Here is a 15,958-nt window from a genome sequence, read left to right as displayed (position 1 = left end):
CGGAGCGGCGGACGTCCGGGGTAGCCGTGGGCGAGGGGGTCGTGGGGGCTCAGGCGGCGGGGGTGGAGCGGAGGGTGTCGACGGCGAGGGTGAGGTCGACGAGTTCGCGGGGGTGGGTGAGGCGGCGGCCGGTGAGCAGTTCCAGGCGGCGCAGGCGGTTGAGGACCGTGTTGCGGTGGCAGTCCATGCGCTCGGCGGCGGCGCGGGGGGAGCCGTCGCACTCCATCCACGTGGCGAAGGTGCCCAGCAGGGACTCGCGTTCCTCGTCGGCGAGCTCCCGCAGCGGGCCGAGGACACGCTCGGCCAGCTCGCCGGCGAGCCGGCGGTCCGAGGCGGCCACGACCGTCGGCATCCGCTCCTCCCACAGCGCCACCTCGCCGTCGGAAGCGCACGTGGGCAACGCCAGTTCGGCGAGCGTCAGGGCCCGGTGCAGTTGGGCCAGGCCGTGGACGACCGGGCTGACCCCCGCCCGCAGCCCGGGGACGGCGCCCAGGAGCGCGGTGAGCGCCCCGGGGGACCGGTCGCCGAGCAGGACGACCAGGACCTCGCCCGTGCCGCGGGGCGCCCGCAGTACCCGGCTGCCGGCGCCCACCGGAAAGGCGTCGTCGCCGGGCGTGCCGGAGGCCGAGGCCCGCACGCTGGTCACCGCGACCACGAAACGGCCGTCGCCCGGTACGCCCAGGGCCTGGGCCGCGGCGCCCACGCCGAGGCTCTCGGTGCGTCCTTCGAGCAGGGCGCCCAGCACACGGGCGGCCCGCCTGCTGCCGCCGGCCCCGCCGTCGCCCAGCGTCTCGCGGTAGGCGTCGGCCAGGATCGCGGTCGTGCGCCGGCGGAACCCCCACATCCGCGGGGCGATGTGCACCATCAGCTGGATGTCGCCGGGATGGTGCGCGGCGACGGTGTCGACGAGGTCCTGCCACACGACCGCGCCGCCCACCCCGAAGACGTGCGCCAGCAGCTCCAGCGGCATGCCCCGCTCGGCCTGGCGGCGGCCGGCCTCCCGCATGTGCCGGGCCGCGTCCGCGTCGCGCTCCGGGTCGACGAGCCGGTCCAGGTGCATGGTGATCATCGCCGCGAAGCCGTCGAGGGAGCAGTCGGGGTCGTCGGCGTGGTCCACGAAGCCGGGGACCTCGGTGTGCAGGCGGGCCATGACCCGCTCCGACAGCTCGCCGGTCCGCTCCTTCATCCGCAGCGCCGCCGTCCGCAGCAGCTCCCGGGCCGCCTCGTCCTGCGGCTGCGGATGCGCCGTCACCGGGGCGCTCCGGGGCCGTGCGCCGCGGAGATCCGCTCGGCGTCCAGGGCGAGCGCCAGGTGCACCACGTCGCGCGGTCGCGCCACGGAGCGTCCGGTGAGCTCCTCCAGCCGCCGCAGCCGCCTGCGCACGGTGTTGGCGTGGCAGAACAGGGCGGTCGCGGCCTTCTCGACGGAACCGTCGGTGTCCAGCCACGCCCCCAGGGTCTCCAGGAGCACGGTGGCCTCCGTGGCCTCCACGTCCCGCAGCCCGCCCAGGACGCCGGCGGCCACCTCGCTCGCGACGTCCGGGCGGCGGGCGAGCAGCCCGGCCGGGTAGCGGCGGTCCAGGACGGCCACCTCGCCGTCCCGGGTGCAGGTGCGCAGCGCGAGTTCGGCGAGTTCCCTGGCGTGTCCGACCGCGCCCAGCCGGTCCACCTCCGGGCTCAGGCCCGCCCGCGTCCCGGTGGGCACCTCCAGCGCGGCCGCGAAGTCGCCGAGCGTCAGGTCGCCCAGGTCGGCCAGGAGCACCTCGCCGCCGACCGGGAACGCCCGGTGCACCCGCACCCCGGCGGGCACCCCGGCCCGCCGCCGTACGGGCGGAGGGGTCGTCGTCGTGCCGCGCACGACGGCGACCGCGAAGCGGCCGTGCTCGGGCAGGCCGAGGGCGTCCGCGGCCTCGGCGAGGCCCGGGGCGTCCACCCGGCCGGCGAGGAGCCCCTCCAGCGCCCTGCGGCCGCGCCGCCGGTGGAACGTCACCTCGCCGCGGGCCCGCAGATAGGCGTCGGCCATCAGCCGGCTGTCCCGCTCGAACAGGTCCCAGACCTCCGCGGCGGCGCGGGCGATCAGCTGCGTCCCCTCGGGCCCCCGGCCCTCCCCGGCCCGGACCAGCGCCAGCCACAGCGCGTCACCGGCCGTACGGCAGGCGCCCATCATCGGCTCCAGAGGGAACCCCTGCCACGCCCGGCGTTCCCCCACCCACGACAGGTACGCGGCGGACACCGCGGAGCGCCCCGGGTCGGCGAGCGAGTCGAGGACGGCGGCGACCGAACCCTCGGTCTCCTCCAGCAGTCCGGACGGTGCCAGCGCGGGCTCCCGGTAGGCGGGGTGCCGGTCCCGGATCCGCTCGACGATGTCCGCCGCCACCGGCCCGACCTGCGCGCGCACCTGCAGCGCGGCGGCTCTCAGCATCTCGCGGTGCTCCCGCCCGGAGGCGCCCGCGATGCCCGCGGTGCACATCGGACGCGTCGTGGCGGGGGTGGCCATCCGATCTTCCTCTCGGCTCTGCGGGCGCGGAGCCCGGGTGGGCGGGCACCCGCACGGCATTCCTACCGGCTGGTAGTCCGGCCCCGGAAGACGGGTGACGCAAACGTGACCGACATCCGGACAGAACCCACACATCACCGAACACGCGGTCGTACGGGACGGCTCGGGCGGTGCCGCTGCACAGCCGGGCCCCGCCGCCGTTGGGAACCGCGACCAGAAACGGCCCCGCCCCTCGCCGAACCGCCCGCCATCTCTTCCCATGGAGCTCCCGCATCACCGGCCCCGGACGTGGCCCCCGGCCGCGCCCGCGGCGGCCCCCCGCGGCCCACCCCTCCAGGAGCAAGCACACCGTGACCCGGAAACAGCGCCTCAGGTCCACCGTCGTCCTCACCGCCGCCCTCACCTGCGTCCTCACGGCCTGCGGCGGGGACGAGGGCACCGCCGCGGACGACGGTCCGGTCGACGCGAACGGCGTGAAGACGGGGCCCGGCATCACCGACTCCACCATCACCCTGGGCGTCCTCACCGACCTGTCCGGCCCGTACGGCCCGCTGGGCCGCTCGGTGCTGCAGGCGGAGAAGCTCTACGTCGACCAGGTCAACGCCGAGGGCGGCGTGTGCGGCCGCAAGCTCAAGCTGCTCGTCCGCGACCACGGCTACGACGTCGACACGGCCATCGTCCACTACGGCGAGATGGAGCCGAAGATCGCCGCGATGCCGGGCCTCCTCGGTTCGACGATCATCAACGCCCTGCTCGACAGCATCGAGGTCGACGACGTCATGACGACGTCCCTCGGCTACTCCTCGGCCCTGCTCGGCCAGCCCACCCTGACGACCATCAACGCCACCTACGACGTCGACATGATCAACGGCTTCGACTACCTCGCGGACACCCAGGGCCTCGGGCCGGGCGACCGGGTCGGCTACATCTACCTCGAGGGCGACTACGGGAGCAACGCGCGGCGCGGGGCGAGGTTCGTCGCCGACAAGCGCGGCATGACCCTCGTCGAGAAGAAGGTCGGGCCGACCCGCAAGGACCTGTCCGAGGAGGTGCGCGAGCTCGGCGAGGCCGGGGTGAAGGCCGTCCTGATCAGCACCAGCCCCGCGCAGACCGCCGCGGCGGTCGGTGCCGCCGCCGCGGGCGGACTCGACGTGCCGTTCCTCGGCAGCGCCGTCGGCTACGACCCGCAGCTGCTGAAGACCCCGGCGGCGCCGGCGCTGCTGAAGATGCTGCAGCTCGTCGCCCCCACCCCGGCGATGACCAGCGACACCCCCGAGGTCAGGAAGCTCGTCGCGGACTACAAGCGCCGCTACCCGGGCGACCCGCTGGACCAGGGGCTGGAGACCGGGCACAACACGATGGCCGTCGCCGTCCAGGACCTGAAGTCGGCCTGCGAGGCGGAGGACCTGAGCAGGGAGGGCATCATCGCGGCGCACCGCCGGCAGAAGGGTTTCGACCCCGGGCTGGGCCCGGCCCTGGACTTCTCCGACCCGTGGCGGCCCAGCGCCACCCAGAGCTACATCGTCAAGCCGGACCGGGGCGTGCCAGGCGGTCTGGCCGGGGTGAAGGACGCCTTCAAGGTCCCGCTGGTGGAGCAGTACCTCGCCACCATCTGAGCTTCCCGGGCGCGGGGCGCGGGGGTGGGGCGGGCGCGACACGCCCGGCCTCCGCGCCCCGGGTTTTGCTTCGGCAAAAAGATCATGTCGGCTGTCAGTGCGGCCCGGTAGTCTCGTTTTCAAGATGAACGAAGAGATGTCTCCCGCCGAGCGGTACGCCGCTTCCCGGCTCCGCGCCGCCGAGCAGGCCACCGCACTCGCGGGCTTCCGCGAGCTGTACGAGTTCGGCCTGGACCCCTTCCAGATCGAGGCCTGTCAGGCCCTCGAGGCCGGCAAGGGCGTGCTGGTGGCGGCACCCACCGGCTCAGGCAAGACCATCGTGGGCGAGTTCGCGGTCCACCTGGCCCTCCGCGAGGGCCGCAAGTGCTTCTACACCACCCCCATCAAGGCGCTGTCGAACCAGAAGTTCACCGACCTCGTCAAGCGCTACGGCGCCGAGCGGGTCGGCCTGCTGACCGGCGACAACAGCGTCAACGGGGACGCGCCGATCGTGGTCATGACCACCGAGGTGCTCCGCAACATGCTGTACGCGGGCTCCCAGGCCCTCGACGGCCTCGGCTACGTGGTCATGGACGAGGTGCACTACCTCTCCGACCGCTTCCGCGGCGCGGTCTGGGAGGAGGTCATCATCCACCTCCCGCAGTCCGTGACCCTGGTGTCGCTCTCCGCGACCGTCTCCAACGCCGAGGAGTTCGGCGACTGGCTGGACACCGTCCGCGGCGACACGCAGGTCATCGTCTCCGAGCACCGCCCGGTGCCGCTGTGGCAGCACGTCCTGGCGGGCCGCCGGATGTACGACCTGTTCGAGGAGGAGCAGGGCGCCGGCACGGGCGGGCAGCGCGCCGCCGTCAACCCCGACCTGGTGCGGCTGGCCCGCACGGAGAACCAGCGCGCCTTCAACGGCCGCGACCGGCGCGGCGGCAGGATGCGCGAGGCCGACCGCGAGCGCGAGCGGCGCCAGCAGCGCAGGATCTGGACGCCCAGCCGGGTCGAGGTCATCGAACGGCTGGACGCGGAGGGGCTGCTGCCCGCGATCACGTTCATCTTCAGCCGCGCCGGCTGCGAGTCGGCGGTGCAGCAGTGCCTCCACGCGGGCCTGCGGCTCAACAACGAGGAGAACCGGGCGAAGGTCCGGGCCATCGTCGAGGAGCGCACCAAGTCCATCCCCGACGAGGACCTGAACGTCCTCGGCTACTTCGAGTGGCTGGAGGGCCTGGAGCGGGGCATCGCCGCGCACCACGCCGGCATGCTGCCGACCTTCAAGGAGGTCGTCGAGGAGCTCTTCGTGAAGGGCCTGGTCAAGGCCGTCTTCGCCACCGAGACGCTGGCGCTGGGCATCAACATGCCCGCCCGCTCCGTGGTCCTGGAGAAGCTCGTCAAGTGGAACGGCGAGACCCACGCCGACGTCACCCCCGGCGAGTACACGCAGCTCACCGGCCGTGCCGGACGCCGTGGCATCGACGTCGAGGGCCACGCGGTCGTGCTGTGGCAGCGCGCCTTCGACCCCGTCCACCTGGCGGGTCTGGCCGGCACGCGCACCTATCCGCTGCGCTCCTCCTTCAAGCCCTCGTACAACATGGCCGTCAACCTCGTCGGCCAGTTCGGGCGGCACCGCTCCCGTGAGCTGCTGGAGACCTCGTTCGCGCAGTTCCAGGCCGACCGCTCGGTGGTCGGCATCTCCCGCCAGGTGCAGCGCAACGAGGAGGGCCTGGAGGGCTACCGGTCCTCCATGACCTGCCACCTCGGTGACTTCAACGAGTACATGTCGCTGCGCCGGCAGTTGAAGGACCGCGAGGCCGAGCTGTCCCGGCAGGGCGCGAACCAGCGCCGGGTGGCCGTGGCGGACGCGCTGGAGAAGCTCCGCCCGGGCGACATCATCCACGTCCCGGCCGGCAAGTTCGCCGGGCTGGCCCTGGTCCTCGACCCGGGCGTGCCCGCCGGCCGCAGCCCAGGCCACCACAACCGGCACGACCCGTTCCAGCACGACGGCCCCCGCCCGCTGGTGCTCACCGCCGAGCGGCAGGTCAAGCGGCTCGCGCAGATCGACTTCCCGGTGCCGGTCGAGGCGCTGGACCGGATGCGCATCCCCAAGTCCTTCAACCCGCGCAGCCCCCAGTCCCGGCGCGACCTGGCCTCCGCCATGCGCTCCAAGGCCGGTACGGCCGGCATCGCGCCGCAGCGGCAGCGCCGCCAGCGCTCGGCCGCCGCGGACGACAACGAGATCGCCCGGCTGCGGACCGAGATCCGTGCGCACCCCTGCCACGGCTGCGACGAGCGCGAGGACCACGCCCGCTGGGCCGAGCGCTACCAGCGGCTCCAGCGCGACACCAAGCAGCTCGAGCGCCGCATCGAAGGCCGCACCAACACCATCGCCCGCACCTTCGACCGGATCTGCGCCCTGCTCACCGACCTCGGCTACCTCGAGGCCGACAAGGTCACCGCCGACGGCCGCCGGCTGGCCCGGCTCTACGGTGAGCTCGACCTCCTGGCCAGCGAGTGCCTCCGTGACGGGGTCTGGGACGGCCTCGGCCCCGCAGACCTCGCCGCCTGCGCCTCCGCGCTGGTCTACGAGTCCCGCTCCGCGGACGACGCCCTGCCGCCGCGCCTGCCCTCCGGCAGCGCCAAGCAGGCACTCGGCGAGATGGTCCGCATCTGGGGCCGCCTCGACGCCCTGGAGGAGGACCACCGCATCAACCAGGCCGAGGGCGTCGGGCAGCGCGAACCCGACCTCGGCTTCGCCTGGGCCGCCCACCGCTGGGCCTCCGGGCACGGCCTGGACGCGGTGCTGCGCGACGCCGACATGCCGGCGGGCGACTTCGTGCGCTGGACGAAGCAGCTCATCGACGTCCTCGGCCAGATCGCCGACGCCGCCCCCGAGGGCAGCCCGGTGCGGCGCAACGCCCGCAAGGCCGTCGACGGACTCCTGCGCGGTGTCGTGGCGTACTCCTCGGTGGGCTGAGCGGCCGCGGGGCTGAGCTACAGCGAGTTCCGGCGGGCGGCCGCGAGGTACGCCCGCCAGCCGCCGTGCTCGGTGATGTCCCGCGCGCCCGCCAGCGCGGCCGGCTCGCACAGGAAGCCCGGGACGGTGGTGCCGTCCGCGAGACGGACCGGGCCGAGGGCCATCGGGTGGGGGAGCGCGGCGAGGAGCCGGCCGAGGCCCTCTGCGGGGAGTTCCCACACCTCGCACTCCACGGTCGCGCCCTGGCCCGGTGGCACGCGCACCAGGCCGGGCTTGGGCGGCGTGGTCGCCAGGGCGTACAGCCGGTACTCGGCGGCGGTCGTGGTCGCACCGAGCAACCGGGCGCCCAGGGCCCGCAGTTCGCCGTTGAGCGGCTGGCCCGACAGGTGGGCGCCGACGACCGAGAAGGGGACGGTGGGGCGCAGCAGGCCCGCGATGGCGCTCTGGCGCTCCTCGGTGCGGGCGCGGCCCAGCAGCATCACCCCGAACGGCAGGCCGCCGACCTCGCCGGCGGGGACCGCGACCCCGCACATGTCCAGGAGGTTGGCGGAGTTGGTGAACCGGCCCAGGCGGGCGTTGGCCCCGACCGGGTCGGCCGCGACCTCCGCGAGCGTGGGGTGCCCGGGGGCCGTCGGCAGCAGCAGCGCGTCGGCGTCGCCGAGTGCGGCCATGGCGCGGTCCGTGAGGGCGGCCAGCCGCTCACGGTCGGCGAGGAGGCGGTGCGCGGGGATGTCGCGGGCGGCGGTGATGATGCGCGCGACGGTCGGGTCCAGGTCCGGGCTGCCGGTGTGTTTGTCGATGAAGCCACCCACGGCGGTGTAGCGCTCCGCCACGAAGGCGCCCTCGTAGAGCAGCGCCGCCGCGGCGGAGAACGGCGTCAGGTCCACCGGGCGCACCTCCACGCCCGCGGCGGCCAAGCGTCCGGCCGTCCACGAAAAGGCCTCCGCCCACCCCGGGTCGAGCTCCCCGAGCTGTTCCAGGGGCGGCACCGCCACGCGCCACGGCCCCGGACGGCGGGCGGGCGGCGGCGCCTGCGGCACGTCGGCGACGACACCCAGCGCCCGCTGTGCCTCCGGGAGCGTGCGGGCGAACACCGTGACGCAGTCCAGGCTCGCGCAGGCGGGCACCACGCCCTCGGTCGGCACCAGCCCCCGGGTCGGCTTGATCCCCACGATCCCGTTGAACGCGGCGGGCACCCGCCCCGAACCCGCCGTGTCCGTGCCGAGGGCGACGTCCACGATCCCGAGCGCCACGGCGACCGCCGAGCCCGCACTCGAACCGCCGCTGACCCGCGCCGGGTTGTACGCGTTGCGCACCGCCCCGTACGGGCTCCTGGTGCCGACCAGGCCCGTCGCGAACTGGTCCAGGTTGGTCGTCCCCAGCACCACCGCGCCGGCGGCGCGCAGCCGGGCCACGGCGGGCGCGTCGGCGTCCGGCAGGTACGCGTACGCCGGGCAGCCGGCGGTCGTGGGCAGCCCCGCGACGTCGATGTTCCCCTTGACGGCGACCACCGTCCCGGCCAGCGGCAGCGGGTCAGCGGCGTCCAGGGCGGCGGCCTCCGCCTCCACGTCGGCCTGCGGCCGCAGCGTGATCCACACCTCGGGGCGGTCCACCTCGCCGATGCGCGCGTACGCGGCCCGGACCCGGTCGAGGGCGGGGGTGCCGGAGGAGGTTGGAGTGGGCATGTCGGGTTCTCCTTTACGGGTGTCTTCCCGCCCGGCCACCCCCTACCCGGGACGGCGCCGCGATCACGGCGCCGGCGCCGATCAGGGCGTGGGTGTGGCGCCCGGGGTGAGATGGGTGCGGCGGGTGTGGCCGGTCGGATGGTCGCGGGGTGGTGTCCGGCCGGCCCGGGCGGGTGTCCCGGTCGCGGGGGACCGGCGGCGACCGGTCGGAAAGGCCGGACGCCCAGGCGTCGAGCACCGGAGGCAGGCGCAGCAGGGGCGGGCTACCCGGGGCGCAGCGTGAGCAGCACCGTGCCGGCGTCGACCTGGTCCCCCGGGGTGACCAGGACCGCGTCCACAACGCCGTCCACGGGGGCCTCGACCGGGGACTCCATCTTCATCGCCTCCAGCGCCAGCAGCCGCTGCCCGGCCCGTACCCGGTCACCCGGACGGACCGCGACCTGCCACACCGACGCCGGGAACTCCGCCTCGACCGCGCTGCCGCCCTCGGGCACCGTGACGTCCGCCGTGCCCGCGCCCGCCGCAGGGGACGCGGCGGCCTCCGCACGGGCGAACTCCCCGGCGGCCTCCCACGCGTCCCGCTCGGCGGCGAACGCGGCCGCCTGCCGGGCCCGGAAGGCGCCGATGGACGCGGCGTTGGCGTCGAGGAAGGCCTGGTGCCCGGCGAGGGCGAACTCGCCCTCCTCGACCCGCAGTTCCAGGCGCCCTGCGGCCATGTCGGCCCGCATCTCCAGCAGTTCGCCGGCCTCGACCGGGAACCACTTGATGCGGTCGAAGAACCGCAGCAGCCACGGCCGCCGCCCGGCCGTCGCGCCCCGCCCCCAGACCTGGACGGTGCGGCCCACGAACTGGTAGCCGCCGGGCCCCTCCATGCCGTACACGCACAGGTAGGCGCCGCCGATGCCGACGGAGTTCTCGGCGGTCCAGGTCCGCGCCGGGTTGTACTTCGTGGTCACCAGCCGGTGCCGTGGGTCGAGCGGGGTCGCGACGGGCGCGCCGAGGTAGACGTCGCCGAGCCCCAGCACCAGGTACTCCGCGTCGAAGACGGTGCGGCGGACGTCCTCCACCGACTCCAGCCCGTTGACACGGCGGATGAACTCGATGTTCCAGGGGCACCAGGGCGCGTCGTCCCGCACCCCCGCCATGTAGCGGGCGGTCGCCTCGCGCGTGGCGGGGTCGTCCCAGGACAGCGGCAGGTGGACGGTGCGGCTGGGCACCACCAGCCGCCCGGCGGGCGGCAGGTGCCCCTCCGCCTCGCGCACGCAGTCCAGCAGCTTGGCCGTGGACAGCACGTCCGGGTCGACGTGCACCTGGAGCGAGCGGATGCCCGGCGTGAGGTCGACGACCCCCGGCAGTCCGGCCGCGGCCAGGTGCTCCGCGAGGGCGTGGACGCGCATCCGCAGGGCGAGGTCGAGCTGCATCGGCCCGTACTCGACGAGCAGGTTGTCGTCGCCGCTGCGCCGGTACGTCACCGACGGGCGGCCCTCGCCCTCCGGAAGGCGCCCGAGGACGCCGCCGTCGCCGAGCACGGGCCGCGAGGCGCGCGGCACGACGGCGGGGGAGCGCCGCAGGGCGGCCGCCGTGTCCTCGGTGACCGGCACGAACCGCACGGTGTCGCCGGGACGGAGCTGCCCCAGCTTCCAGCGCTGCCCGGTGACGACGGTCGCCGGGCACACGAAGCCGCCCAGCGAGGGCCCGTCCGGGCCGAGAAGCACGGGCATGTCGCCGGTGTAGTCGACGGCGCCGACCGCGTACGGGGTGTCGTGGATGTTGGAGGGGTGCAGCCCCGCCTCACCGCCGTCGGCGCGGGCCCAGCGCGGTTTGGGCCCGACCAGGCGGACGCCGGTCCGCGCGGAGTTGAAGTGCACCTTCCACTGCGCCGCGTAGAAGTCGCGGACGTCGTCCTCGGTGAAGAACTCGGGCGCGGCGTGCGGTCCTTCGACGGCGGCGACGTGCCACGCGGTGGTGAAGGCCGGTCGCCGGTCCACGGGCACCGGGGCGCCGCCGCAGGGCCCGCCCCCGTGGAGCACGTCCCCGGAGCGCAGCGCCCGGCCGCCGTGGCCGCCGAACCGCCCCAGGGTGAAGGTGGCCGCGCTGCCCAGGTATGCGGGGACGTCGAGCCCGCCGTCGCCGAACAGCACGTACGTCCGCAGCCCCGGGCCCTGCGGAGCCGGTACGTCCAGCTCGCCGCCGGCCGGTACGGTGACCGGCTCCCACTGCGGCACCGGCCTGCCGTCCACGGTCACGGCGACGGGCGCGCCGGTGACGCAGACGGTCGTCGGGTGCGTGAAGCGCAGCCGCGGGCCGAGCAGGGTGCACTCCAGGCCGGGCGCGCCCTCGTCATTGCCCAGCGCCTCGTTGCCGAGCCGGAAGGACAGGTCGTCCATCGGCCCGCAGGGCGGCACGCCGACGTGCCAGAGCCCGGTGCGGCCGGGCCAGTCCTGGACGGTGGTCAGCGTGCCCGGCCGCAGCACCTCGACGCGTGGCGTCGGGTCGGCGACGCCCTCCAGGGTCGCCGTGGTGTGCGCGGCCGCGCGCAGCGCCGGCTCGGCGACGGCGGCGCGCAGCAGGCCGAGGTTGGTTTCGATGCCGCCCACCCGGGTCGCGGTGAGCGCGTGGGCGAGCCGGTCGAGGGCGTCCTCGCGGTCGGTGCCGTGGGCGATGACCTTGGCCAGCATCGGGTCGTACGCGGTGGTCACCTCGGTCCCGGTCTCGACCCAGGCGTCCACGCGGACGCCCTCGGGGAACGCGACCTCGGTCAGCACGCCCGCGCCGGGCCGGTGCCCGCGGCTGGGGTCCTCGGCGTAGACGCGGGCCTCCACGGCGTGGCCGCGCCGCGGGCCCGGCTCCGTGACCACACCGGTGTCGCCCTGCGCGAGGCGCAGCATCCACGCGACGAGGTCGACGCCGTACACCTCCTCCGTCACCGGGTGCTCCACCTGCAGGCGCGTGTTGACCTCCAGGAAGTACGCCTCGTCGCGGGCGGCGTCGTACACGTACTCCACCGTCCCCGCCGAGCGGTAGCCGACGGAGGCGCACAGGTCGCGGGCGCTGCCGGCGAGGCGGCGGCGCACGGCGTCCGGCAGACCGGGGGCGGGGGCCTCCTCCAGGACCTTCTGGTTGCGGCGCTGCAGTGAGCAGTCGCGGTCGCCGAAGTCGACGACCCGTCCCCGCCCGTCGCCGAAGACCTGCACCTCGACGTGGCGGGCCCGCTCCACCAGGCGTTCCAGGAACACGCCCGCGGAGGAGAAGGAGGCCGCGGCCACGCGCCGCACGCCCTCCCAGGCCTCGGCCAGCTCGGCGGCGGAGCGGCAGGCCCGCATGCCGATGCCGCCGCCTCCGCCGGTGGCCTTGAGCATCACCGGGTAGCCGAGGGCCCGCGCCGCCTCCAGGGCGGCGTCGAGGTCCGCCAGCAGCCCGGTGCCCGGCAGCAGGGGCACCCCGGCGGCCTCGGCGGCGGCGCGCGCGGTGTGCTTGGTGCCGAAGAGCGCCAACTGCTCCGGCGTCGGCCCGACGAAGACCAGGCCGGCGGCCTCGCAGCGGCGCGCGAAGTCGGCGTCCTCGGAGAGGAACCCGTAGCCGGGGTGGACCGCCCCCGCCCCGGTGGCGCGGGCGGCGGCCAGGACGGCGTCGGCGTCCAGGTAGCTGGCCTTGGCCGGGGCCGGGCCGAGCCGTACGGCGTGGTCGGCGAGGCGCACGTGCGGGGCGGAGCGGTCGGGGTCGGAGAAGACGGCGACCGTGCGCAGGCCCATGCGCCGGGCGGTGCGGATGACGCGGACGGCGATCTCGCCGCGGTTGGCGACGAGGAGGGTGTCGAAGGCGGCGTGGCTCACGGTGTGGGTCATGCGCGGCCGCCCGAGACCGTCATCTCGACCGGGGTCGGGTCGAAGCCGTTGCAGGGGTTGTTGACCTGAGGGCAGTTGGAGACCAGGACCAGGACGTCGGTCTCGGCCCGCAGCACGATCCGGAGCCCGGGGGCGGAGATGCCGTCGACGATGCCGAGGGTGCCGTCGGGCTCGACGGGCACGTTCATGTACCAGTTGACGTTGCCCACCAGGTCGCGCTTGCCGAGGCCGTATCTGGCGCCCTCGGCGAGGAAGTTCTCCACGCAGGCGTGCTGCGACCAGGTGTGGTGGCCGTAGCGCAGGGTGTTGGACTCCTTGGAGCAGGCGCCGCCGATGGTGTCGTGGCGGCCGCAGGTGTCCTCCACGACGGTCATCAGCGGGGTGTGCTCGTTGGAGAGCAGCACGCTGCCGGTGGTCAGGAAGATCCCGCCCTGGGCCTGGAGGGTGTCCGGCGCGCTGTAGCGGACGGCCGTGTCGTGGGCGTCGTACACCAGGAAGTCCACGGCCTGGTTGCCGCCGAGGTCGGTGACGGTCAGGTGCTCCCCGGCGCGGACCACCGCGGACCAGGGCGCGCGGGCGGGGACGACGGTGGTCTGACCGGTCACTGCAGCCCCCTGGCGGCGAGGTGGTCGGCGGTGTTGAGGAAGGCGCGGCGGCCCTCGGGAGTGGCGTCCCACAACGGGTCCCCGGGCGCGGTCGGCGCGGCGCGCCAGGCCAGCACCTCCAGGGGCGTGCAGACGTACTCCGGCCGCGGGTCCAGCGGGTGCGGCACGTTCGCGATCAGGACGGTCAGCGGCTGCTCGGCGCGCAGGGTGACGGACGCGCCGGGGCCCGCGGAGCCGGTGAACTCCAGCTTCCCGTCGGCGACGACGCGGACGCCCTGGAAGAAGGAGACCGACGGCGGCAGGTCGCGCGGCTCCAGGCCGTTCTTCAGCGCGGCCAGCTTCAGCAGCTCGCGGCCCGCGGGGGAGGGGCCGTGCGCCGAACCGTCCCCGTACAGCGTGGTGTTGCGGACGTCGGTCGAGGTGCCGCAGAGCGCGTCGTGCCGGCCGCCGGTGTCGGCCACGACCGAGGCGAGCACCCGGCCCTGGTCGGACAGGAGCAGGTGGCCCGCGCCGAGGTAGGCGTTCCACAGCACCTTCACCGTGTCGGCGGTGTTGAGCCGCTCCCAGGGGCGGTCGGCGACGTACAGCAGCAGGTGGGCGCAGGCGTCGCCCGTCAGGTCGGTGAGCCGCAGTCCGGTGCCGCGGGCCAGCACCTTGTGCGTGTAGGTGCCCCCCGCGACGGTCTCCGCCCAGACCAGGTCCCGCGGCTCGACACCGGGCGGCGGCCGCTTTGGCCAGTGCGCGGCGGGCAGCACGGGCATGGCGTCCACCCGTGTCCCCTCCTGCGCGCGGGCGTGGTCCCGGGCTCCGTGAGGCGTCCCTGTCGACACGGCGTTCCACCTCCAATTTCTGTCGTCCGACAGAAATTAAGCGGTGGTGGATTCGGCGCCGTTGCCCGTGCGTTTCCTGACGGTTACCGGGTGCTCACGCCCGCGCGGCGCGTGATCCCGGTGGTGCCGGGGCGTCGCCCGGGCGCCGGGCGGCACCGGTCACTTCGGGGTTCGCCGCGGGGCCGGGCGGCGGACGGGCGCTCGGCGGCACCCGTGCCGTGTGCCGCCCCGCGTGCGGGGGCCGGGGCCGCCGGGTGTCCGGGTGGCTGTGCGAGGATCGAGGCGTGAGCACCACGGGACGGCGTGTCGGGCGGCCGCGCGCGCAGGCGCGGCCGGACAGCGGCCTGACCGCCCGCGAGGAACTGCTGGCCGCCGCGGCCGAACTGTTCAGCACACAGGGCTACGCGGCCACCACGACCCGCGCCGTCGCCGAGCGCGCCGGGATGCGGCAGGCCTCGATGTACCACTACTTCGGCGGCAAGGAGGACCTCCTCGCCGCGCTCCTGGAGGGCACCGTCCGCCCGTCCCTGGACCTCGCGCACTCGCTCGTCGCCCGCACGGACGCCCCTGCCGAGGCCCGGCTGTGGGCGCTGTGCCGGGCGGATGTCGCCCTGTTGTGCGGGGGGCCGCACAACCTCGGCGCGCTCTACCTGCTCCCCGAGGTCCGTGCCGAGCGCTTCGCCGGTTTCCGCGCCGTGCGGGACGAGTTGAAGGCCGCCTACGCCGCCCTGCTGGCCGCCACGGTGCCGGGCGCCGCGCTCGGCACCGCCGACCTCGCGGTCCGTGCCGACCTCGTCTTCGGCCTCATCGAGGGCGTCATCCTCATCCGGCGCGACAACCCGATCCCCGACGGGCCGGCCTTCGCCTCCGCGACCGCCGACGCGGCGCTGCGCGTCGCCGGCTGCCCGGACGGCGGCCTGGCCGCCCTGCACCGCGAGGGCGAGGCCCTGCTGGCGGTGTGACGCGGCCCCGGGAGGTCAGTCCCCGGTCAGCCGGGCCGCCAGGGCGATCAGGTCGGCGACGCGCAGGACGCGGCCGGGCCAGCCCGGTACCGGCACGTGCAGGTGGGCCGTCCAGCGCTCGGGTACGGCAGCGAGGCCGTACACCGCGCCGGCGAGGGTCCCCGTGACGGCGGCGACGGTGTCGGTGTCGCCGCCCAGGTCGACCGCGGCACGCAGCGCGGCCTCGAAGCCGCCGGTGGCCCGCACGGCCCAGACCGCCGAACCGAGGCACGGCCAGACGGCGCCGTTGAACTCCGTGGCCAGGCCGGGGTGCCAGCCGGGCGCGAGGACGGCGGCCCACCGCTCGTGGAAGGGCTCGGGGACCTGCGCCAGCGCGTCGGCCACGACGGCGGGGGCGACCGGGTCGCCGCCGTCGAGGGCCACGCGTACCAGGTCGTGGAGGATCGCGCTGCCCTCCCATGCGGCGCGGTCGCCGTGGGTGAGGGCGGCGATCCTGCGTGCGGCGTCCAGGGAGGCCGCGCGTCCGTGTCCGGCGAAGTGGACGGCGGCGGGGGCGGCCCGCATCAGGGCGCCGTTGCCCGCCGCCCGGTGATGCGTCTGGAAGTGCACCGCCGCGGCCAGGTCCCAGGGGTCGCCGGAGGTCAGGACGGCCTCGGTCTGCAGGCCGATGTCCTTGGGGTCGGCGGCCGCCCACCGCACGAACCGCGCGAAGACGTCGGGGAGGTCGAGCGTGCCCGACTCCAGCAGGGAGTCGGCCACGAGCACCGCCATCTGCGTGTCGTCGGTGGCCTCACCGGGGTCCCAGCCGCCGCCTCCGCACATCTCGGCACCGGCGCCCGGTGCGGGGAAGCGGGCACTGAACGCGCCCGCCGGGCCGAACTCGAAGGGCGCGCCGAGCGCGTCGCCGACGGCCGATCCGACGATCGCGCCCGCAGCGCGTTCCTTACGGTGCGTCATTTG

10 protein-coding genes are annotated in these 15,958 nt (G+C 75.3%); 3 read left to right on the top strand and 7 right to left on the bottom strand.

Going from position 1 to position 15,958, the window contains the following annotated elements; translation table 11 throughout:
- Positions 1-49 precede the first annotated feature (49 nt).
- A complete protein-coding gene (locus tag AC1VWI_RS11765) occupies positions 50-1,252 on the bottom strand; it encodes a PucR family transcriptional regulator (protein ID WP_499510921.1) in 1,203 nt (400 codons plus the stop codon).
- On the bottom strand, positions 1,249-2,496 hold the full coding sequence (locus AC1VWI_RS11760) for a PucR family transcriptional regulator (protein ID WP_499510920.1): 1,248 nt from the start codon (positions 2,494-2,496) through the stop codon (positions 1,249-1,251). The genes AC1VWI_RS11765 and AC1VWI_RS11760 overlap by 4 nt, the downstream gene beginning before the upstream one ends.
- Positions 2,497-2,846: 350 nt before the next feature.
- Between AC1VWI_RS11760 and AC1VWI_RS11755 the strand changes: the two genes are divergently transcribed.
- Both AC1VWI_RS11755 and AC1VWI_RS11750 read left to right on the top strand, forming a co-directional pair.
- A complete protein-coding gene (locus tag AC1VWI_RS11755; protein ID WP_499510919.1) occupies positions 2,847-4,112 on the top strand; it encodes an ABC transporter substrate-binding protein in 1,266 nt (421 codons plus the stop codon).
- Positions 4,113-4,236: 124 nt separating this feature from the next.
- Entirely contained in the window at positions 4,237-7,071 is a 2,835-nt protein-coding gene (locus AC1VWI_RS11750; protein ID WP_499510918.1) for a DEAD/DEAH box helicase, read from the top strand.
- Between the two features lie 17 nt (positions 7,072-7,088).
- Here the strand turns inward: AC1VWI_RS11750 and AC1VWI_RS11745 are convergent, their stop codons facing one another.
- The 4 genes from AC1VWI_RS11745 to AC1VWI_RS11730 form a co-directional block, all read right to left on the bottom strand.
- The gene (locus tag AC1VWI_RS11745; RefSeq protein WP_499510917.1) at positions 7,089-8,756 is read right to left on the bottom strand and encodes an allophanate hydrolase; all 1,668 of its coding nucleotides are present in this window, start codon (positions 8,754-8,756) and stop codon (positions 7,089-7,091) included.
- Positions 8,757-9,019: 263 nt separating this feature from the next.
- Positions 9,020-12,601 carry an urea carboxylase gene (gene uca / locus AC1VWI_RS11740; RefSeq protein ID WP_499510916.1) on the bottom strand — a complete coding sequence of 1,194 codons (3,582 nt, stop codon included), beginning with the start codon at positions 12,599-12,601 and terminating at the stop codon, positions 9,020-9,022.
- A complete protein-coding gene (locus AC1VWI_RS11735; protein WP_499510915.1) occupies positions 12,598-13,206 on the bottom strand; it encodes an urea amidolyase associated protein UAAP2 in 609 nt (202 codons plus the stop codon). The genes uca and AC1VWI_RS11735 overlap by 4 nt, the downstream gene beginning before the upstream one ends.
- Complete coding sequence (locus tag AC1VWI_RS11730) at positions 13,203-13,967, bottom strand: urea amidolyase associated protein UAAP1 (RefSeq protein WP_499516780.1); 765 nt, start codon at positions 13,965-13,967, stop codon at positions 13,203-13,205. The genes AC1VWI_RS11735 and AC1VWI_RS11730 overlap by 4 nt, the downstream gene beginning before the upstream one ends.
- 353 nt (positions 13,968-14,320) lie before the next feature.
- Between AC1VWI_RS11730 and AC1VWI_RS11725 the strand changes: the two genes are divergently transcribed.
- Positions 14,321-14,998 carry a TetR/AcrR family transcriptional regulator gene (locus AC1VWI_RS11725; protein ID WP_499510914.1) on the top strand — a complete coding sequence of 226 codons (678 nt, stop codon included), beginning with the start codon at positions 14,321-14,323 and terminating at the stop codon, positions 14,996-14,998.
- Between the two features lie 15 nt (positions 14,999-15,013).
- Here AC1VWI_RS11725 and AC1VWI_RS11720 read toward each other — a convergent pair whose 3' ends face one another.
- Positions 15,014-15,955 (bottom strand): ADP-ribosylglycohydrolase family protein, encoded by a 942-nt coding sequence (locus AC1VWI_RS11720; protein ID WP_499510913.1) that lies wholly within the window; start codon positions 15,953-15,955, stop codon positions 15,014-15,016.
- Positions 15,956-15,958 lie beyond the last annotated feature (3 nt).

This window comes from Streptomyces sp. TOM-9, assembly GCF_056858595.1.
Note: the sequence above shows the minus strand (reverse complement) of the source record. Positions and strands in the feature narration are given on the sequence as shown.